Origin of the sequence: Fluviispira sanaruensis (genome assembly GCF_004295685.1) — a bacterium.
GTDB lineage: Bacteria > Bdellovibrionota_B > Oligoflexia > Silvanigrellales > Silvanigrellaceae > Silvanigrella > Silvanigrella sanaruensis.
The window spans coordinates 1,276,875-1,299,052 of sequence record NZ_AP019368.1 but is presented as its reverse complement, the minus strand read 5'-3'; the positions used below and the strand labels follow the sequence as shown (position 1 = coordinate 1,299,052).

17 protein-coding genes and 1 tRNA gene are annotated in these 22,178 nt (G+C 31.9%); 11 read left to right on the top strand and 7 right to left on the bottom strand.

Annotation, left to right across the window (positions count from 1 at the left end):
* Window positions 1-305: 305 nt before the first annotated feature.
* Complete coding sequence (locus EZS29_RS15875; RefSeq protein ID WP_172603794.1) at window positions 306-464, bottom strand: hypothetical protein; 159 nt, start codon at window positions 462-464, stop codon at window positions 306-308.
* Between the two features lie 429 nt (window positions 465-893).
* On the opposite strand from EZS29_RS15875, the gene EZS29_RS05600 reads away from it, so the two are divergent.
* The 7 genes from EZS29_RS05600 (at window position 894) to EZS29_RS05570 (ending at window position 7,349) form a co-directional block, all read left to right on the top strand.
* Window positions 894-2,468, top strand: a complete 1,575-nt coding sequence (locus EZS29_RS05600; protein WP_130607411.1) for a methyl-accepting chemotaxis protein — start codon at window positions 894-896, stop codon at window positions 2,466-2,468.
* A gap of 515 nt (window positions 2,469-2,983) precedes the next feature.
* A complete protein-coding gene (locus EZS29_RS05595; protein WP_130607409.1) occupies window positions 2,984-3,406 on the top strand; it encodes a hypothetical protein in 423 nt (140 codons plus the stop codon).
* Between the two features lie 57 nt (window positions 3,407-3,463).
* Entirely contained in the window at window positions 3,464-3,928 is a 465-nt protein-coding gene (locus EZS29_RS05590; protein ID WP_130607407.1) for a hypothetical protein, read from the top strand.
* A gap of 41 nt (window positions 3,929-3,969) precedes the next feature.
* Window positions 3,970-4,524 carry a hypothetical protein gene (locus EZS29_RS05585; RefSeq protein ID WP_130607405.1) on the top strand — a complete coding sequence of 185 codons (555 nt, stop codon included), beginning with the start codon at window positions 3,970-3,972 and terminating at the stop codon, window positions 4,522-4,524.
* A 221-nt stretch (window positions 4,525-4,745) separates the two neighbouring features.
* Complete coding sequence (locus tag EZS29_RS05580; RefSeq protein WP_130607403.1) at window positions 4,746-5,435, top strand: toxin-antitoxin system YwqK family antitoxin; 690 nt, start codon at window positions 4,746-4,748, stop codon at window positions 5,433-5,435.
* Between the two features lie 261 nt (window positions 5,436-5,696).
* Window positions 5,697-6,344: a hypothetical protein gene (locus EZS29_RS05575; protein ID WP_130607401.1), complete on the top strand. Its 648-nt coding sequence runs from the start codon at window positions 5,697-5,699 to the stop codon at window positions 6,342-6,344.
* A gap of 84 nt (window positions 6,345-6,428) precedes the next feature.
* On the top strand, window positions 6,429-7,349 hold the full coding sequence (locus EZS29_RS05570) for a hypothetical protein (protein WP_130607399.1): 921 nt from the start codon (window positions 6,429-6,431) through the stop codon (window positions 7,347-7,349).
* 208 nt (window positions 7,350-7,557) lie between these two features.
* On the opposite strand, the gene EZS29_RS16205 is transcribed toward EZS29_RS05570, so the two are convergent.
* On the bottom strand, window positions 7,558-7,689 hold the full coding sequence (locus EZS29_RS16205) for a hypothetical protein (RefSeq protein ID WP_281276311.1): 132 nt from the start codon (window positions 7,687-7,689) through the stop codon (window positions 7,558-7,560).
* Window positions 7,690-8,452: 763 nt separating this feature from the next.
* Here EZS29_RS16205 and EZS29_RS05565 point away from each other — a divergent pair.
* Complete coding sequence (locus EZS29_RS05565) at window positions 8,453-10,609, top strand: NHL repeat-containing protein (protein ID WP_130607398.1); 2,157 nt, start codon at window positions 8,453-8,455, stop codon at window positions 10,607-10,609.
* Between the two features lie 1,011 nt (window positions 10,610-11,620).
* Here the strand turns inward: EZS29_RS05565 and EZS29_RS05560 are convergent.
* Together EZS29_RS05560 and EZS29_RS05555 are read right to left on the bottom strand one after the other, a co-directional pair.
* Window positions 11,621-11,863 carry a hypothetical protein gene (locus tag EZS29_RS05560; RefSeq protein WP_130607396.1) on the bottom strand — a complete coding sequence of 81 codons (243 nt, stop codon included), beginning with the start codon at window positions 11,861-11,863 and terminating at the stop codon, window positions 11,621-11,623.
* Window positions 11,864-12,502: 639 nt separating this feature from the next.
* Window positions 12,503-12,799, bottom strand: a complete 297-nt coding sequence (locus tag EZS29_RS05555; protein WP_130607394.1) for a hypothetical protein — start codon at window positions 12,797-12,799, stop codon at window positions 12,503-12,505.
* Between the two features lie 596 nt (window positions 12,800-13,395).
* Between EZS29_RS05555 and EZS29_RS05550 the strand changes: the two genes are divergently transcribed.
* Complete coding sequence (locus tag EZS29_RS05550; RefSeq protein ID WP_130607392.1) at window positions 13,396-13,695, top strand: helix-turn-helix domain-containing protein; 300 nt, start codon at window positions 13,396-13,398, stop codon at window positions 13,693-13,695.
* 988 nt (window positions 13,696-14,683) lie between these two features.
* Here EZS29_RS05550 and EZS29_RS05545 read toward each other — a convergent pair.
* Window positions 14,684-14,773: transfer RNA gene (locus tag EZS29_RS05545), tRNA-Ser, on the bottom strand.
* A 39-nt stretch (window positions 14,774-14,812) separates the two neighbouring features.
* Window positions 14,813-16,777 carry a lytic transglycosylase domain-containing protein gene (locus tag EZS29_RS05540; RefSeq protein WP_145987934.1) on the bottom strand — a complete coding sequence of 655 codons (1,965 nt, stop codon included), beginning with the start codon at window positions 16,775-16,777 and terminating at the stop codon, window positions 14,813-14,815.
* Between the two features lie 117 nt (window positions 16,778-16,894).
* Here EZS29_RS05540 and EZS29_RS05535 point away from each other — a divergent pair, with 117 nt between their 5' ends.
* A complete protein-coding gene (locus EZS29_RS05535) occupies window positions 16,895-17,827 on the top strand; it encodes a DUF2797 domain-containing protein (protein ID WP_130607388.1) in 933 nt (310 codons plus the stop codon).
* A 3-nt stretch (window positions 17,828-17,830) separates the two neighbouring features.
* On the opposite strand, the gene EZS29_RS05530 is transcribed toward EZS29_RS05535, so the two are convergent.
* A complete protein-coding gene (locus tag EZS29_RS05530; protein WP_130607386.1) occupies window positions 17,831-20,716 on the bottom strand; it encodes an AarF/UbiB family protein in 2,886 nt (961 codons plus the stop codon).
* Between the two features lie 153 nt (window positions 20,717-20,869).
* Here EZS29_RS05530 and EZS29_RS05525 point away from each other — a divergent pair, with 153 nt between their 5' ends.
* Window positions 20,870-22,123, top strand: a complete 1,254-nt coding sequence (locus EZS29_RS05525) for an aminotransferase class V-fold PLP-dependent enzyme (RefSeq protein ID WP_130607384.1) — start codon at window positions 20,870-20,872, stop codon at window positions 22,121-22,123.
* Window positions 22,124-22,178: the final 55 nt, after the last annotated feature.

Genomic DNA, 22,178 nt, shown 5'->3' with positions numbered 1-22,178 from the left:
ATTGCTAAATATTTAATGCTGTCGGTTGGAATGGCTAAGGAGAAAACAAATATTTATACCGATCAATTCTCACTCAGTTACGCTCCAAATGAGAATAAAGAATTACCTAAAAATACAAATATGTTGATAAATTGATCTCAAGCTCGCATGGTTTTAAAAAGCCTGCTTATAAAAATATCAATGAGGATATTTCAATTGATAATTAGAAAATTACCTAGAATTTATTTATAATTTGTTAAAACGCAAAAAGTATTCCACAGCTCAGCATTTTAACAACGGTGAGCTGTGAATTTTGTAAAGAGGAATTAAACTGTTTCTTCTTTTTTTACTGGATGCCCATCATAGCATTTTTCAACTTCATCTTTAGAAAAATATTTTTTCTTACAGCGTGTGCAAACGTATTTAGCTCCATCACGTGTATATTTCTCACTCGAAATTCTTTCTTTTTTTGGATTCATATTCATAATGGATTCCTCCCAAAGCCACTTATCGGAGAGTTTTTTCAGAGCTTTATAATAGAAAAAAATTAAGCACTTAAAAAAATTATACCGTGTCCGAGAGCCTCGTTGGCAGCAGCGCAAATTTTATAACTAACTATAATTTAAGATATATATCAACTATGCGTCAGACAGCCTGTATGACACAAACATACTATAATATCATTTAAATCAATCTCTTAGCAAATTCTAAGCCTTCATTACAAGACTTTAAAGGGGTTGTGAGAGGTATCAAATAAGTTAACAATTAACACAGTTTCTTAAAGTATTTACAGCAAGTCTAAAACTTCTTCCAAGTCTGCAAAGGGCTAACTCATTTGCAATCGATTAATAATAATAAAATAAGACATAAAACTTTAATGTATTTACAATTTAGTGAAAGATTGGAGGCTTAAAATGATTTCAATGATTAGGGATCAAGTCAGTTTAAAAACAAAATTTTTAATTCCTGTTTTATTTTCAACTTTTCTCATGTTTGCTATAAGCCTCTTTGGATATTTCAAAACTTATAACGTGAATGAAGAATTAGTAAAAAACAGTACTATTTCCCTGAATAAATATAAAAAAATAGCCGAGATTGAAAGGAGTTTTGGCATCATGATTCAGGAATGGAAAAATACACTTATCCGTGGAAAAGATATTGAAAGTTTCAATAAACACAGTAAGGGAATGGATGAATCGATTGACAAGCAAAAAGAAATTGTAAAAAGCCTAAGACCATTGCTCACAGAAAATGAGTTGCCAAATATTGATTTATTTTTAAGTAACTTAAGTGATCTTGAAAATAAATACAAAGTAGTAAGAAATAACTCACTCTCGCAAAATCTATTCTCAATGTCCGAGGCAGATCAAGCCGTAAAAGGAATGGATCGAAATGTATTAGACAGCTTAAAAAAACTTATTATTATGGCAAATAACGATTTTGAACAAAATTCATTGGAAAATTCCCGCTCAATTAAGTTTAATATACTATTATCATCGCTGCTCATGCTTGTCATTTTTATTTTTACACTTTTTATTATAATTTTTCTCATTAATATATCAGCAAATAATTTACAATCTCTTGTAAATAATATTTTATCGGTTTCAGCAAAATTGAAATCATCTTCAAAAAGTATGCAAACTATTGCTACACAAATAGCTAGCACGACTTCTGAGCAAGTTTCATCTCTCCAACAAACAGTGAATTCTTTGACACAAATTGCAGCTATGACTGAACAATTATCCAATGGTGCTTACAATGCTGAGCAGAAATCGAAAGAATCGAAGAACAAAGTTGACAGTGGAAAAGATCTGATAAACAAGATGCGCAGTGCTATGAATGAAATAAGTCTTAGTAACAGCTCCATTATAAAGCAAGCGGATACAAGCAACAAAGAATTAAATGAAATTGTAAAATTAATTCTTGAAATTCAGAATAAAACAAAAATAATAAATGAGATCGTTTTTCAAACAAAACTACTTGCTTTTAATGCTTCCGTTGAAGCCGCCCGCGCAGGTAAACAAGGCAAGGGATTTTCAGTTGTTGCGGAAGAAGTTGGGAGCCTTGCAGGCATGAGCGGAGATGCTGCTAAAGAAATTGCCAATATACTTAATGAAAGCGTTAGCAAAGTTGAAAAAATAACCACTGAATTGAAGCTAAAAGTCAAATCAATTACTGGAAATGGCAAAGAAAAAATTGATTTAGGAGTCAAGATTTCAGAAAATTGTGCAGAAATTTTTAACGATATCGTTGAGAATGCAACATTTGTGACGAAATTAGCCAATGAAATTTCCCTTGGCACAAAAGAACAATCCAGAGGAACAAACGAAATACATAATGCCATCAAGCAACTTCATTCAGTCACCCAGTTAAATTCCAAAACAAGCGAAGAAGCAGCAAATATTTCAGATGAACTCATTTTGCAAGCAGATGCTTTAAATAATGTCGTGGTCAATCTCATGACCAGTGTGCATGGGAAACGCATTTAGATTCTTTGTTAAAATTATTTTAATATTTTAAAATTTATCTCCATAAATTGTCAATAATTGAAAAAAGTGTTGCCTCTCATTTCTAAATCTTGCACATTTTTTCATTTATAAATTGAAGGGGATTAATTTGCTTAGATATTTTTTATTGCTCATACTTTTTACAAATTGTGCGACGCCTTATAAAAAAAGAGAAATTTTATTTCAAAATGGGAAACGAATTTATACTGAATAAGATATAAATTATATTAACAATTCAGAAATAATTGACAGAAACAGCAAAGAATCAAACACTGGAATATTAAAAAAGTATAACTCAGAAGGTTTACAGGATATAAATTTTAGAATGCTTTTTTCAATTGTACTTTTATATAAATCAGAATCAAAATATATCGAATTTTTTTTTAACCAATAAATATTAAAGTTATTAATTTTTAAATTAAATATCTAGTTAACACTCCATCAATAAAAAAATAAAGTTTATTTATTGTATACTTATTTACGACACAGGGGTCTTAATGCTTGAAATAAATCCATTTGTCTTACAAGTTATAATTTCGAATGTTCCATCATTCTTAACCAGCGGATTTTTTCCAATCTTAGGCAATTCTTTTGGGGCATCTGTTGTCAATATTGGCTTATTATTTTTCCTTCTCAGAATTGGCAATATCGTTGGCAGTTTAATCTCAGCAAGTATAAATAATAAATATGAGCCGCATAAAATCGGATCAGCTTCTGAAGTTTTATTTTCACTTACTACGTTCCTCATTCTAATTTCTGTGATAAATAAAAATATAGAACTATTTATCACCTGTGCCTTTTTTAAAGGTATTAATCCAAGGATCATATTGTCTTGTTGGTTTATTTCTATTGATAAGCAATACCATTCATATGGCAATTGCTATACTTATTCTTGTTACTTTTTAGCATTGATACTTTAATTTGTGCAGGTTTAGGTGGAACAAATATATTGATTTTTAGCTATGGTGAAAAACTTTTTGGTAAAGAAGTTTTTCACCATAGAATTAATTTTATATGGATTATTTTACTTTATCGGTGGAAAAATTGTCGAATTAAAAAGTAAAAATAAAGCTATTTCTTTAAATACTTCCGTAATTTCATTTGCCTTATTAATTATAATTTTTACCTTTTTATTTTTACCAAGCGTTTCGTCTTTTTCTTTGAAAATAACTCTGATTCCTCTCATTTTCTTCAGCTACCCACGCATAAATTTACAAATTCAAAGCGAATGGTTTAAAATATCCTATAAAAGAGAGGCAGCAGGAATCTCATCCGCAGAAATAAGTTATTCACAAGTTATTCCCGGCATTTTTGAAATAATTTATAGCATTTTTCACTTTGAAAATATCTATCGCGCATCTTTTTTACTTTGCGCCTTCTTTTTGATTGTTTTTTATTTAATCTCTCGAAAATCTGAAGAGAAAGAAATTGCAGCTTCTTAGTTTTTAAAGCATATTAAAAAAAATATAAAAGGAGAATCCAAATGCTAAGATTTTTATTCATTCTTATTTTTTTTACAGGTTGCACTTCCCTAGATTTAAAAAATGAGACTCCCCCTAAAGCGGAACAAGCTATCCATACAACTGAATTTGAAAATGATAGAAAGTTTAAAAATATTTCAATTAGAAAAATGCAGCCAGATACAGGCTTTCTGCTTCCCCCATCCGGAGAATTTTTTGTAGGATATATTGATCAGCATATTATAAATACATCAATGTGCCCAAACCCATACTATAGAGAAAAGTCTAAAGAATATTTCAGCCAGAAAAACCAAAAGCACTGTAATGAAGTTTTACTCCGAATTTATTATCCAACTCTCGATCAAAAAACTTCAGCATACTACCTTATTCCCACTCTCATCGATGATATGAAAGAATTTACTAGCAGTAAAAATATTGAACAGTCCGCACAACTAAAAAAGATGAAAAGTCACAGTTCTCGTCACGCTGAAATAGCACCTGGAAAATTTCCAGTGATTTTTTTCGTACCTGGTTATGGATTCCCAGCCCAGGAGTATAAAATATTATTATCCACCTAGTAAGCAATGGATATTCTCTTCCACCATATTTTATGACAGCAGATAAAAACTATTCTATCATACTAAAAATAAATTTTTCTTATTAAAAATTAGACTACAAAAATCTTATATAAAAACTTGCAGAAAAGAATGAAACACATATTATTTTCCTAAGATCGAGCCTTTTAAAGTTAAAAGCATAACGTTCTTATCGTTATTGTTGGAGAAGGAATTTAAAGATAATGAGATATTTATTATTAACCATTCTATTTATAAGTTGCATTTTTATCCAGTCAAACAAAGAAATTGAGGCTCTTCCTGAGCAGCGAGTTTATACCGCAGAAGAAATAACATATCTCAATGACACAGTTATGATCGAAAAAGACACAAAAAAACCAGCCAATGGCCTCTATAAAAAATATGATTGCAATGGGAAATTAGAACTTGAGTTTGAAGTTAAAAATGGACTAAAAGATGGATATTTGAAGGACTATTATGAAAATGGTAATATAAAAAATTTTTTCTATCTAAGCGCATCAATTTTAAATGGACCGGTAAAAAAATACTATGAAAATGGTAACCTAAGAATGGAAACATATATAAATCAAGACATATATCATGGCAGAACTGCTTATTATTATGAAAATGGAAAGTTACAACTTGAAGTAAACCATGTAAATAATAAATTTGAAGGACCTTTTAAGCAATACTATGATAATGGAAAAATTTTTACAAAAGGCAATCATAAAAATGGAAAAAATCATGGGACTTTTATTTACTATTATGAAAGTGGTAATTTATGCATAAAAGCTTTTTATGAATCTGATAAACTCAAATCTATTACAAAGCCTAATAAATCTCCCCTAACTACAAATGAAAAAAAATTATTCAAAGAAAGTGCATTTTCATACTGCCAAGATGAAGCTGTTTAGAATAATATCCAGGTCTTGCTATGGTGAGTTCAGTGCTATATCAAAATTCACATTAATCATTTGTCAACTGCAATAAACTCCATTGCAACATCAAAAATTAGATTTTTTAATAAACTCGATCTAAATGGCTTTCGAACAAAATAATTTATTATCTTGACAAGAGAAATTTTTTTTTTATTTTAATCCTGTAATAGTAAATTAATTTAAAATTATATAGCTTCTTTTTAATACTTTAAAAAATCTTATAAATAAGGAAAAGTTATGAAGACTTTATTATGTACTATTATTTTATCTTGCTTTCCATTTACTGTCTGTTTTGCTGACGAAGGAGTTACTGATAATAAGATCTTAGAGCCAGTCGTCTTGGAACACTTTGGCACACCGCTAAAATATTGCAATACATATTCAATGGGAACTGCTGATAATTCAAATACTTCTACTAATGATGGCTTTCTTATTGCTAAAAATGGATTATTTGGAATTACAAAATATCTTGCAAGAACCATTTTTGAGTCAAAGAGAGCAACTGGGTTTGTTCAATTTCTCTCTGCTCAAAATATTCCCTGCGATCAAGATATTAGGGAAAAAGATTTTCTTTATATCAATCTTAAAAATGAAGATGAACCAGATTCTTATTTTGTTAAAATGAATGACGATGGGTTATATTTTTCATTTGCTCAGAAAGAAAATATTTCAAATAATGAACACATATTTCAGTTTATAAATATTAATAAAAATCAAATTAAGTCAACTTATGCACTTCGACATATTTCAAGTCATTCTACGAAATATTTATCTTGCTTTGGTTTGAATTATTGCGTATCTACAGAGATCCCTTCTCAAGTTTTATTGATTAGGTTTTTGCCAGTGAGATCAGGGATTCGTGAAAAAGCAGATATTCCTATGTAATAGCTTAAAACTAAACTTTATTTTCCCTCTTTTTAACCGATACATTATATGCTATAATATTTAAATTATATTTAATAAGGGATTATGAAGAACTATTATAAGCTAAATTTATATATCCAAATGATTTTTATTGCTGCCATTGGCTGTGATAATTCTAAATCTTCTAAATCAAAGAACAATTCAAGTGGCCTATTTGAACTAGCACTGACGCCTTTAGAGTTAGTTGATAGAAAAAGAAACTTTTTAGCTAGAAATTCATTGATTCATCCACGAGGATTGCAAAGTAGATTCAATAATTTTAATGACATGGAACTTAATCATGGAAGCACATGCCCTTCACCAAGAATAGCCACTTATGATTATCCAAATGCAGGACAAGAAGTTTATTGTATAAAAATTCCAATGGAATTTCGCAATAATATTCCAAATAGAATTAAACAGGAAATAATTTCGCATGAAATAAATACATTGGACTTGTACTTTATAGCTCAACATAAAAATCAAACTTATGATGCACCCCGAGTTGACGCTTTAAAAGTTCATAATTGGGTTTTTCCGCACATTCCTTCTACATATAGCGGATCAATATTTAATAGAAATATTTTGATGACTGTTTATAGCAATGCAAATATATCTTTAAGTAATCAAATTATTGAAGAAAATCTGTTAGCTTTTAATGTGAATATTCATGATAATCTTATTTCGCCTGATAATGCGCATACTGCAATTGCATCGGCACCACATATTAATTTTTCTTTTTATTCTTTAGTCATAGACTCTTATACAAAAAGAGCTGTCGTAACTTTACATTGGATGATAGAACCAAATAATTTTATTATGGATAACACCCGTAATCCAGTTAATTATATGCACTCTTTGCAACATATTAATAGCAGCATACATGCACCAACTTCTATGCGGACACTTATCGATACTTTAAAAAAACACCCTCACTTTAATTCGACCACTGAGCCAATGCAGTCTCTTGAAAAGCTTCTTCATTAATTAGTAAGATTTATTATTTCTAAAAATCATAGCCTAAAATAATACATACCCGAGTATTACTAAAATTATAATTATTTAAATGATGCTAAGAAGCAATTACAGATGTAGCAATATTAATATTTCTATTCAATGATTTTAATTAAGTGAAATTTCCACCAACTTTTTAGATTACAGCGTGGTTCAATTCGCCAGCTATATTATTTATTGTTTAAATAGAATACGCATATTCAGCTGTTAAATAAAATTTATGCTCAAATGATGATAAATATTCCGTTTTCATGAGTGCTTTTGGATTTTGATAATTGTGAATATCGATAAAATAATAAAACTTCAAATTCATTTACTTAATCGTTCTTTTTTCTTCTGATATTGATGCTACATAAACCGCAGATTAGAAAGGAAAAATTAGTTAACAAATATATAGAATTAGATTTAATTTTTATTTATTTTCCATAAAAATTATAATTTGTAATGGCATAAGATAATATTATTAAAATGCTTATTGCGTCTAATCAATAAATCGTACCGAATATTTTTCAACTTCAAAAACTCTCTTTCGTGAAATTTAATTCGCAGTAAGAATGATTTAATTTATGAATTATTGGCTCATATATTACTACATTTATAATTTTAATCCAAAAGAATTTTTTCAACTCTTAACCAGCTATATAAATTTTATCAAATAAATTAATTGATAATCATGATTAAAAAACAAGATTATTTAATCTTTTATTAAAATTTAAAACATAATATAAATTATGCTTAAAAGGAAAAATATAAATAAAGCGTCTCCTTTTCAAAGATAATAAACATTAATGGTATAAAATCAAGCAATAAAAAATGTGATAAAAAGTAACTTTTCTTAAACATTTTCATCCTTAACAAATATCTTATTCTACATTGCAAGCATAGCTTAAATAATACTTAATATTTTTGTTAATAACATAATTTTGTAATTTAAAACTACTGAATACATTTATTTTATTATTCTATTATTTTATTACAATTTATTCAAATTATTGACACTATAAACAGCTTAACAAATTTTGTAATATTTTCTTTCCTTCACTTTAATTCAACCCATAAATGAAAAGGATATATTTATGCGTCATTTTCATATAAAAATATTTATATTTATAACATGCATATTTCTCGTAAATTCTTGCAATAAGCCAGATCAAATAAGCAAAGGTGAATCTCGTGTAGGCAGTTTAAAATTTAAGGAAGTAAATATTTCTGTTTTTAAAAGTGCGAAATCCTCACAAAGCAATGGAATTAATTTTGATAATTCATACTCTCAAATGAAAATTAATGTGAAATGCATATCCGTTTATCCCGATGGTTCCGATTTAAATGAGAATGATATTGTTGTTTCGAGTTCTACAAATACTTTTGATTTAGTTAAAGATAAAACTTGTCAAATTTCATTAAAAGAAATTACAATTGGAGGTGCTACTTTCAGTGCGGTAAATTCTAATATGCTAATTTTAAACATCTCCCCTTCCTTAACAGCACCAAATTCAGTTGCTTTTTCTTATATGGATCCAAATAATAATTCGTATTATATTGCTGCAAATGCAGATGGTTCCAAAGTTAATATTCAGTATGCTCTATCTCAACATGATGCGCAACAATTACCAATTATAAAAGCAATCGCTAAACCTATTCCCGTGTCTGTTTCAGGAGTCCCAGTTCCAATACTCTCTAATTTAAGTTTATATAGTGTAGATCGAATTAATAATTCTCCTGCAACACTTACTTTATATGGTTCTGCAGGTAATTTTACTTCCTGTAAATTAATATTAAGAAGCTCTCTACCAAGCGAAATTTCAACAGATTGGAAAAATATTGACTTTATTTATAATACCTCAATTATCGATAGCAAAACTGTATTTGATTGCTCTAATTTTAAATTTGGAGTAATTAATAACTTTGGTCAATATACAAATAATTCATGGGCTTTTATTTTTGAAAACCATTTATCAAATAATTTAATTTCCTCCTATCTGTTTATGGAAGTCAATACTCAAGTAAATAATAGTTACACATTTAGTTTAGATAAATCTTTTGGAAATAATGGAATTTTTAGTAAAAATTTAACAAAAATTGATTGGATTAAGAGTAAAATAACATTAAGTTCAAAAAATGAACCTGTTATTTCTGCTTTATTTAGTAGTAATAATGAGGTTACATTTAACTTTGGAAAATTAGACCCACGTAATCCATCAGCAAGTTCAATTAAAAGCGCTTCCGAATTAGGTTTTCCATTTCCCGATCCTAAACCTGAAAATAGTTTAGAAAATATGACTCATATCGCCCTAAATGACAATACTTCAATAATAGCTTACGCCTCTAATAATTCATCAATAATTTTAGCTAAATATACACCAGCCGGCGAATTGGATACCTCATTTGGTATTCAAGGTAAGGTGACATATCTCTTGGGAAAGGAATTTTATCGGTCACATAATTTAAAATTACTTCCAAATAATAATTTTATTTTACAAATTGGAGCAAGTACCGAAGCCACCGGTGCTGATAATAATGGTTATTATGTTAAGTTTTTTGCGAATGGGGCGATAGATAGCTCTTTTGGCAAAAATGGAGTTGTAAACTATATTACTTTGCCATATATAAACAGCCTAATTAACAATTTTATTGTTTTAAAAGACAATTCTTTAGCTAGCAGTTCATATACAAAAAATCCAGTCGATCAAATTATTATTACAAAGAATAACGCAGATGGTTCAATTGATACTACATTTGCGAATAATGGTATTTATAAGGAAAATATAATAGCTTCATTTTCATCAAAATATGTCTATAGTTCTTATTTAGCTGAAGGGACAGATGCTTCTATTATATATAGCATAAATACTGCTAATAGCGATTATATTTCTAAAATAAACAGCTCAGGATTATTAGACACAGATTATAGAACAAATATTAAAAATTTATTTAAAAACAGTGATTATAATTTTATATTCTTATCAAATATAAAAACTTTGAATGATGGATCCTTGTTTGGTGTAGGTGTAGTAGGAATAAACAAAGTAGCTGAAGCTGCTTTTATTAAAATAAAAACAGATGGAAATCCTGATCAAACATTTGCTAAAAATGGTATTTATTCTGATCCATTAAATATTAAAAATAAATTATGGTATGATTTTGATTTTACAACTGACAATAAAATATATGCAGTTGGAACAGATTTTAATTTGAAACAATTAATAGTTTCAAGATATAATTTGTCAAAATAAATAATAGGCTCTGTTGGGGTTCCGACCTATCCTGAGCAAGAGCACGATATTTACCAAACCTAGCTAGGTTTTTAATTATAATAAAAATACATAGAAGCAGAAAAAATCATGTATGTTAAAAATGTGCTGTAAATATTTATACTTTATGATCATAACCCTCATTTCAAGTTGACACTTTTTCACTAAGAAGAGGGGTGTCAATGAACAAGTTAGCAGAGCCACGTAGGAGATTCGGGTACCATGTAAAACGTGCAATATAAGAGGAACATTTCAATTTGGGGTTGAGTTTATCAGTACTTCCAGTGAACACTAGATCCACCCTGTTACTTTGTATAGCTGGAAAAGGCGCTTGAGTATGACTGAAAGTGCAATAAAATTAAAGAATAATATGAAAGAAATTCTAGCTAAAATGGAGCGATTGTGAAAGAAAAATAAGCATTTGGCTAGAGCAGTTTCAACTTTAACAGTGGATAAAGATATATTAACTGATTTTATTGAGATTCTTAAAAAAAAGAGCCAACAGAGAGCTTTGTTGAAACAGTATTTGAAGTCATAAAAATAAAAAAATTTCAATATCTTGTATAAGTCGAAATTTAAACATTTAAAGACAGGGTGGTCTTAATGAAAAATTATCTTAAAAAAAATGACAATATTGTGAAACGGCAGCAAATGATTTAATGTTTGTTTGTAATGACAATTCGATTGCACACGCTGAAACAAAAACTCATTGGGGTAATTGGAGTAACTTTTATTAATGTCCAACAGAGCAATTCATTCTTGGACTTATTACAAGCAGTGAAAATAACGCTTTAATGATGACGACACAGCTTTAAACGGTGTATGTATGATATGTGTCTTGCTATAGAATTAATTAGAGTATTTTATTCTTTATAACTTATTTTCCCTACCTGTCCAAAATCTCACATTAACTGTTCTTTTTCAATCGAATTTAATGTGAGTCCATGTCTATAATTGCATCCCCAAGTGTAATGCGCATGAGCTCATTTGCATTTAATAGTACAAATTCAATTTTGGGTGCAGCGACTGAGAAAAAACGAGCTTTAACATTTCACGCGCATCTCTTATTTCAATAGGATTCCTTAGAATTTTATAATCATTTCTAAATGAAATGATTCCATTTTTTTTATTATATAGCTGTTCTCTTTCCCAAGTCTTATCAGAAAGAGTTCTTTCACCTCCAATTAAGTAAGTTACACTTGGAAATATTTTTTGTTTTTCAATCATAGTATTCAAAAATTTCAGCCTTTTTCGGACTCCAAATAAGGAAGCTCCTAAAAATAAAATGCCATTATAGTTATTTAATTTTGGCTCTATTTCTTTCCCTAAGCTAACTTCATTTGTAATTAATTTTATAATTTCATCTTAGTTTTCATTTTTTATTATTTTATTTTTTTTTAAATCCCAGCGCTCTTCACCTGGTTGTCTAGTCCATGAAAATTTTGGATCTTTTTTTCCATTTACCCAATTTATAACTTCTGTAAGGGAATAATTTTGAGGATAAAATCCGCTTAAGTTTAAAATCCTTTGCACAGGTAATGTTTTTGAGCCATTTATTATTTTCCAAAGAGAGTGTTATTTAGTTAGGCTTTGAAGAACAAACTCATTAAAACTGATCCTACGATAGAAGTGAGGTTAAAAAACTTTCTTAGAACCCAAAACCACTCTGTTTAGCCAAAAATGATTTACACAAGGTGCTTCCTTTTGCAGGAAAAGGAATTCATGGACCACGAAAGGTTCTGTTGCAACAGAACCAATAAAATCAAATAATATAAATAATTTGTGATTCAATGTAAATTATTTTTTAAATTATATACTTTGCTTCTATATATTTGAAACTAAACTGTCGCTTTTTTAAGAAACAACTCTCCTTCTCTAAGTTGAACGACCATCTACTGAAAAAGCAAACCATGACGAAGTAGAGTGGTCAGCAGGCTGAGTATACTCAGCATTTTTACAAAAACTTGAAACTCTATTAAATTCACTCGGAGTTATAACAAAAACATATGAAAATGGCTTACAATTCGGAACATTTTTTGCTTTTACGGCGTAGTGAATTATTTTCCAATAACCACTTGCCGTTACATAATTATTATTTGAATCAACTGCCCATCTCCAATTAGGTCGATCATTATAAGGAGAACAAAATACGTAAGTAGTTGTTAATGGCACTTTGGACTCACTGGATAATACTGGTATCGATATTATCGTAGATAATATTAGAAATACTTTTTTAAGCATAATAATTCCTTTCCGATAAAGAAGTGTTATTGATTTATTATAAATCAACTTTTTTAGTTTATATAAAATAATTAATTAAATCAAATTAAGGTTATGATAGGCTATCAAGTCAATATATATTATTTTTATCGAACACAAACTATGGTTTCTTAATGTAACACAGGCATTTATAGAAGCTGATGCAGAAGCTCTATATAGAAACTTCAAAAAACTTAGCGAAGAAGATCAAAAGATAATTAAAAGTAATATTGAATTTCTTAAATAAAAAAGATGCTTGTTCTTATTTGTTAAAATCACTTGCTCCTTATTCCCACCAAGTTCCATTTTTTAATAAAATCGAAAGTCTATTTGTTACTCTCAGTCTGTGGAGGAAAGGCACATGGTGGAGCCAAAGCAAAGTGAGTTTGAAATTCTTGAAAGAGTAAAAACATAAATTGAAACAGATCGTTATATTATATTCACTTACGCCTAACTGAGAACGAAAGTAAGAATAGTTCTCCCTAAAGACATTGAATGCGTTCTTTTAAATGGGCAACGAACCAAAAAAAGATCTCACAGTTATTCCCACTAGCGTGGTCTCTTTTGATATTGCAACAGATAAAATAAAAGAAGTTTCGGGTTTTGCTATTCACAGATTGCGTACATTTAGCGATTTATCGCAAGAAAATGTTATTGAACGGATGGGGAAAACGTCACGCAGATCATTAACAGCTTACGAGTACGGAACAAGCGAAGCGGGGCTTTCAAAATTTCAAGAAATTCTGGGCGCTATGGACTATGATATCAAATTAACTTTTGTTCCAAAATCCAAAAATAAAACAGCGTGAGAGATTATGAGTTGTTTTAATTTATCAAGAAGAGCTGACGCTTTGCAGAGTCAACCCTTCTTTTCATGCCCTATGAGAACACATATGTTTGTCACAAGAGATAAAATCAAAACTCAATTAATTTATTAATTTATTAATTTTTCTGTATCTGTATAAATGCAAATAAGCTATAAATATTACTAAAAATATACATATTTTATCTATGCTTGAACTATAATATTCATTTAAAATATACATTTTATAATTAAATCCACCTACAGCGAAGAAATAAAAAGCTAAAGATATAAAAGTAGTAGTAAATCTTTTTGAAAACAAAAAATAAAAAATGATAGCATACCAAGCGAGAAGTTTAAAAAATTTAGTAGTCATAAATTCCGCATATATTTCTTCTTGGTAAAACAAAATAGCTGTAAATAGTATTGTGTGAAAGACAATGAGAATAACGTCTTTCTGGATAAATTTTTTTATAACTTTCACCCTTATATATATATTTATTTAAAGAAATACCTAGTTTTCTAACTTCGGTATTGCTTTAATTATGAATTAATTTTACATAATATAAAATAAATCGTTACTATAAAAAAATTTCAGACCAAAATAAGTCAAAATAAATATCAAAACAACATAATAGAACAAGACCATCGATTTTTAAAAAAGATGTGTAAGTCCATATTGTAGTTTAAATCTCTCAAATTTGCAAGAGCTACTTTATGTGGAAAAGAACTTCATCCCATGCTTAGAAAAGGTTAGCATAAAACACTTTACAATAAACCTATTTGAGAACAATTTTGCTTCCTAACTGGATAATTGCTTCTAGCAGTCGACGATTGAATTAATTTATATGAATAAATTTTAATTAATTTATTTCTGCGGCAGAACCAATTTGAATATGGATGAGTTTGGTTTTAGGTTTTGATATTTGATATTTGATATTTGATATTTGATATTTGATATTTGATATTTGATATTTGATATTTGATAATAAAAATGGCGGAGAGCGGGGGATTCGAACCCCCGGTACCCTTGCGAGCACGCCTGATTTCGAATCAGGTACATTCAACCACTCTGCCAGCTCTCCAACCGGTTTTGACTCTCTAGCATACTTTACAAATAAAAATCAACGGACGCTGTTCTGTTGTTTTCTTTTTTGTCCTGAAGTAGCTACTTTTTTAGTATTGCTATGTTTCTTTTTCAGCGCAATTGGGTGGCCATTTTTCTTGCCTTTTAGTACAATCTTCTTCTTTTTTACGTTAGAATTGGTAAGCGATTTTTTGCCACCTTTATTTTTACTGAGCAATTGCTTTTTGTGTTTGCGGCTTTGACTCTGAATGCCACTGGAATATTTGTTTGAAGCAAGGCGCGCATACTGCCCTGTTCCTAAAGCAACAGGAATATAGACCACTTGCCCTTTGTGTAGATTGGAATTGGCTTTTAGATGAGAATTGGCACTCAGCACCACAGCTGTTTTTATTCTGTAACGCGCCGCAAATGAAGCCACCGATTCCCGTCGTCTGATTTTGGCTGCCAGCATGTATTGGGTTGGAGCATTGGGCAACATATCGATGGAAGCCAATGCCATATCGTATTTGCTAGCGGGCACTTCGAGTTCGAATTTACCACCCGAAGTGGCATGCGGAGGCGGTGTTATGCCTAAGCGCAATTCTGGGTTAAGTGATTCGAGGACATTCTTATCTACATTTAAAGAACGAGCTAAATCACTCAGCGAAATAGAACGTGCCAGCTCAATTGATTTCGTCTGCGCAGGGATGGGAGCTGAGGTGATATCAAAACCAAATTTATCTGGGTTCTTAGAAATAATCATCGCAGCTATTAATTTTGGCACGTAATCCGCTGTTTCTCGATTGACAACCCCCATCGAGGTGAGTTCAAAGAAAGACGAGTCTTCCCCATAATTTCTTAATGTCTTCTGCACACGTCCGGGACCAACATTGTAGCTTGCTGTTGCCAAATGCCAGCCGCCAAACATGTTATAAAGTTTAGTTAAATATCTCGCAGCTGCTTTGGTTGATTTTTTAATATTGCGCCGTTCATCGACGTAATCATTGATTTTAAGTCCATACTCACGCCCCGTTGCAGGCATAAATTGCCAGAGCCCCACCGCTCCTGCTGAACTCAAAGCCTTTGGGCTGTAACCAGATTCAATCATAGAAAGATAGACGAGATCCTTAGGTAAACCATGCAATTCCAGCGTGCTTTCCATCTCAGGAATCACGGATCGACTGCGTTTCAGCCAGACGACAAAACTTTTGCGTCCTGGACCGCGAAAATAGTTTATCCACTGCAGGACTTGAGCATTGATCACGATCGGAAAGTCGAACTCAAGCCGGTCAATGGTTGGATAAGCAATTTGGATAAAACGATTCGTCCGTGCTTGAGTCAAAGCTTTAATGCGACTGGCATTGGTTTTGTAGTTTTTGCCATTTTCTTCGAGCCAAATTCTATCGAATTGATCTTGCCAGGAAGCATAGTAAACACTGTCCTGGCACAACAGTGCACTGTCTTCATTGGCATTTGCGGAGTTTGTATCATTTGGATTTTGACCGCCCATTGGGATATCGGTGGACAAAGCTTCGTCGGTGGAATTGAGAATAAGATTTTCTTGATCGTCAATTTCTTCGGAATTCAGTGCTGAAGTTTCTATCAATAGGCTATCATCTTCATTACTTGCCTTAATATTTGGAAGATTTGCCGTAATTTTTGCTTTTTGATTAGCAACTGCAGGTGATTTTACCGGGTCATTTTGTTTTCTTAGACCTGGCGGGTTATTTTTTACGGAATTTCTTTGCTCAGAATCACTTGCATCTTTTTCATTAGATATATTATCGGTTTGTTGCGGAGATGAGTTCACAATCCGTGTTTTTTCGTGATTTAATTTCAATGTTATTGAGTTTTCATAGGTACCACTTTGGCAACCAACAATGAGAGGCATAAGAAACAGCGGAAGAAAAAACGGACGCACTCGCTTAAAGCCTGCGAAACTTAAGTAAGGAGTTTGGCTCAATTTGTCTTTTCTCATTAAATTCTTATCGTTCACCTTCAATGCTCCGTTTGATGACAGCAATATCTGTCCTTATCGGCATGATCGCTCGCGTGTTAATATGCTACAAAATTTGCAATGGTGTTGTAATCAACACAATCAATCCATCCTGTTTAGTCTTTGACGAAAAGAGTGTCAATCATGAATATCCTCTACAAAAGTCCGCAGCACCGAATAATAAAAATGCAAAACAGTTATGAATTGCAAAACGAAGCGACCAACCTAACCTTTTTTGAAAATAAAGTTACTCAACAAAAAAATAAAATTGTTTTAGATTTTAATTATATGCTAAAGGCAAATTTACCAATAAACAAGGGAATGACAATTAAAATCAAACATAATGGAGTTTTCCAATGTGTGGCTTGTCAAAAAACAGTTAAAAAATTATTTTCTGGTTTTTGCTTCCCTTGTTTAAAGAAAAAAGCGTCAGCAGATAACTGTATTATGAGCCCACATCTATGTCACTATATGAATGGTACATGTCGTGAACCAGAATGGGGTGAGAATTATTGTTATAAGCCTCATTATGTTTATTTATCATATACTGATAAATTTAAAATCGGCATCACGCGCGAATCGCAAATTCCAACGAGGTGGATCGATCAAGGAGCAACAAGTGCAAAGATTTTAGCTAAAGTGACATCAAGACATCAAGCTGGAGTTGTAGAAAATACAATGAAAGAAATTTTAGCTGATAAAAGTCACTGGATGAAAATGTTAAAAAGTGCGAATACGAGACCTTCCAACGAAGAGTTTAATTTCATGTTTGACAAAGCAAAAAACTGGTTAATCAATTTAGCTGAATTCAAAAATGGCTCTCTCATTGTCTCTACACCAGAGCATATAGTTCTCGCAAAAGAAATTGAATTCTTTCCAGACTCTCCCATTGTAGAAATCAATTATGACTCTCCCACAGATATTGCCTCGATAAAATCGCTCTCACTCGACAAAACTCCTGAAATTGAAGGCAAAATTACAGGAATAAAAGGGCAGTATTTATTCTTTAGCAATCACGTTTTTAATATGAGAAAACATGAAGGCTATATTACGGAAGTAGAAGTTTTAAATAATTAATTCTTATTTAAATTTACTTTTATATTCGGTAAAGTTACGACTCAAGCCAAATAAAATAAGATTCTCAAGCTCTTGTGTCGACATTGGCAATAGGTGCATAGAGAACTTGAGATGACTCATTTTTTTTCTTAAATACCAAAGAATTGCTTCTAGTATCAAAATTTTTATTCTAAAAAAACTGCTATAAGCTAAATTCGTTAGGAGTGTATCGCCGAATTTTTTCTTTTGTGAGACTAAATAATTTTGTTTTGAACTCTCTTTCCAGAACTCAACTCGCATAAGAAATCGCCAAAATATTTTTGCGCTATAAGGTAACCCAGAAAAAATAGATTCCCAGATATTAGCAAAACGCAATGAATATAAATTGCGGGCAGCAATACGAACCTCACCAATAAGCTGCGTTTCTTCAACAGTTTTCAGAAAAGGATCTTTACTCCAGGCTTCAACAATACGCCAATAATCATCCAAGGAATTTCTACGCAATTGCTCAAGGCATTCGATGGTACAAAAGCTACGCGCTATACTGGCTAATTTAACAAATTCCTGACGTTCTTTGAGCCATTTGCGCGAAGGCACTTCTATAACATACCGAACGCTCGCAGGTCTCACTTTTTCAATAATTTCTATATAAAGATCGCTTGTAATCAAAAGCATTTGCCCATCTTGACTCATTTTTAGATTCGGATGATCTTCTGGGGAAACTCTTTTAAATAATATATGGCAGACATTTGCCTGTGCGAGTTCATATGTCCTGCTTGACAGCATAGAAATATCCCGTTCATCTAAAACAGGACCAATATCGTACTCTGGCATTTGTCGCGTGAATTCAAAAAGAGTGGATAAAATTACTTTTGACACTCGAATAATTCCGACATTCCATACTGTGCCAACCAACTCTTTTAAAGTAAATTGTTTCCTTAAAATTCTGCCGAAATTATTGCGTGCTGAAATAGAAGCTGTTGTCAAAGCAATTTGACTTAAACCTCTTAAAGCAGCTTGAACTTCCACTTTTAAATCAATCTGATTCTCACTTAAGGTTTTTATAAATTCACCTACAAAGCGGGTTAAGCTAGCGCTGCCCATAGAAAGATTGAGAAAATGCCCGAGATCATCCAAAATGGTATTTGAGTGCAAAGATTCAGGATTGTCCACCAAATGATAAAGTGTACGATAAACGCCTGCAGCATCACGCAGCAACAAGCGGTAAATAAGATGTTTAAACTCTTCGCGGGTTTTTACATCCCACACAAAACATGGGTTTAAATCAATCATTGAGACCTGATGGCTCAAATCATCATATAAAATATTACCTGGATGCGGATCTGCCCAAACCACCCCTTTATTGAAAACGAGGTCAATATATTCTTTTGCAATTGTGTCCGCAATTTCACGTCTTGCTAAATATTTTGTTTGAATAATTTTTGTAACTTTAATTCCATTCATTTTTTCCATAAAAACAATGGTGGGATAAGACTGAAAAAAACGCGGAACTTGAATAGAATTATTTTCACCTAAAGCAAAGCGGACTTTATCTGCATTTTTTTCTTCAAGAATAAAATTAAGTTCTTCTTGACTTTGTTTATGATAATTCAAAACAGCTCTTCTTAATGTCGAAACTAGCCCCAATAATTCTGAACGAATGGACTTTGTCAAACTAATATCTTCGATTAAAGCTTTGTGCGCATCATCTGTTAACTTTAAAATATGTTCACTTTGAATTAAAAAAAGTTCTCGTAATTTTGGTCTTTGTATTTTAATTAAAACATTATCGACCCCGAAAAGTTCTTTTCCATCAGCATTGAGCTGAATATTGTATAAAGATCCCACACTCGCACTTGCAAAATGCCGCATAGGATTTTTTGGGAGAATTAAATACGGTTGCCAAAATGCATATTCTTCTCGATTAAGGGTTTCTGTAAAATAGTCCCATGACTTTTCGATACTCGGGAATATCCCCCCGGCATCATCCTGAGTTGTTCTAAGCTCTCTTGCTAAACTTGGCGGACAAAGTTCAGAAATAACTTGAGATATTTTTACATATAAGCCACCAATTTCTTGAATAGCTATAGCAATGACCCGTCCGTTAGAAATCTCATTGTGTGGTGTGCAAGCAATTGACAGCAATGCATTTATACAGCTTTCCCCAGGTATAGCCTCGATCGCGCCACTTAAAATTGGTGCGAGAACTTTACCACGGGGATCGGAGGAAAGAGTTCTTTTTAACAAAGGAAAAACTTTTTCTTTATATACTTCTCCTAAAATATTTTCTGCTAAAATATAAATATGATTTCTTTCCTCTTTATTTAAAGAAAAAAGAGCATGAAAAAATGTCTCTTTTAAGTCAGGAAATCTTTCTGCTGCTTGTGTAGATAAAGCAGGAATAAGTGAAACAATTCCACTTATTCTTTCGCCCAATGGACCAAAAGCATCTTCTAAGATTTGCGGTTGACCAAAAAGAGCAATCAACTGTGGATTGGCTTCAACTGCAGTGCAAACCATTTCAATAAAAGGTGCAAGTAATTCTTGGGTGACCTCAGTATCTGTTAGAATTTCTGAAGAAATTTCCCCGACACTTTCTTGTAATGTTTGAATCGATCTTTCAATTTTTGTTAAAATCGTCTCACTTTGTGGAAATAATATCCGAGTTAGACCACGCATAAGTGCGAAACGATTGACTGAAGTTTTTTTATTTAACAGAGGAGTCGTGGCAATATCCGAAAAAACAAATGAAATAAATTTTGCCAGAATTTGTGACTTCATTCTAATATTTTTTGCCAATGGCACCACCCAACGGTAGTCCAAAGCAGCTACTTTTTCCAAACTTTCTTTATAATTTCTTTTCTTTTTTTCGAGCGCTTGTCTTTTTTTTCGACTGCGTTCACTCTGCATACGTATTTGCCCCCAAATGAAGATCAATACCTTTATTTACGGGTATCATCTCCTTTATAGAATTGTTGACATGCTCTTAGCATTTTGCGAGCCCTATGTCAGATAAATACTGATGGCGGATTTTTCACCCGACCCTCAGAGGAAGGCTATAAAATGAAAGCAACGAAACTTGGTTCCCACATTCGTAATGAATTCCCTCTCTTTGCAAATAATAAAAAAATTGAAGATGGACAAATCAAACCTTTTTCGTATTTAGATTCAGCCGTATCAGCGCAAAAACACATCAGTGTTATTAAAGCTATGTCGCATCATTTGGAATATGATTATGGCTCTGTTCATCGTGGAGCGTATGGAGTCTCGGTTCGATCTTCACAAATGTATGAAAATACTCGAACTATTGTGGCAAATTTCATTGGAAAATCGGTGAAACCTGAACAGATTGTTTACACACGCGGAACAACGGAAAGCCTCAATATTTTAGCCAATGGAATTGCAGAAGAATATTTACAAGAAAATAGCAGAATAGTCATTCCCGTTGCTGAACATCATGCAAATTTAATACCCTGGCAGCAAGTTGCACTCAGAAAAAATTGTGAATTAGCTTATATCCCTTTTGAAGGAAAAATAGGAAAAGAATTACGACTCAATTTATCTGAAGCAAAAAAACTCATCACCAAAAATACCAAAGTGGTTTCCCTTGCCCATGTTGGGAATGTCATTGGACAAATCAATCCAATTGAGGAAGTGATTGCGCTTGCAAAAAGTGTTGGAGCGCTCGTTGTGCTCGACTGTGCGCAAAGTATGACTTGCATAGAAGAAGATGTTTTTGCCCTTGGTGCCGATGCCATCGCTTTTAGCCCGCACAAAATTTATGGCCCCTCCGGTATTGGCGTTTTAGCTATGAGCAAAGAATTGATTGAACGCTTACCTCCTTACACTTTTGGAGGCGGTATGATTTCCGATGTAACCCTTGAAGGCAGTTCTTGGACGCAGGGACCGGCAAAGTTTGAAGCAGGCACTCCTCCCATAACGGAGGTGGCTGGCTTAGGAGCGGCGATTGAATGGATATCGCAAGTTGGCAAGATCCATATTCACGATCATGCCGCCGCTTTAGCCGCTGAATTCCTTAGTAAAGTTCAAGAAATACCCGATATTGAAGTTTTTGCTCCCGGTACAGGTCAAGAAACAATCGTCTCCTTTCGCCATAAAAAAATACATGCTCATGATTTAGCTACAATTTTAGATGCAGAAAACATTGCTATGCGTGCTGGTCACCACTGTGCTTGGCCTTTCATTCGTTTTTTAGGGGTTGACGCCCTCATCAGATGTAGTTTTGCAGCTTACTCAGACAAAGATGATATCGAATTGGCTTTGGCAGCTATAAAAAAAGCTTCAAAAATAACGTAAGTTCATCGTTCTTTTTTATAGTTTGTTGTTTTACCGTCGCATTTGTCGATCTTAC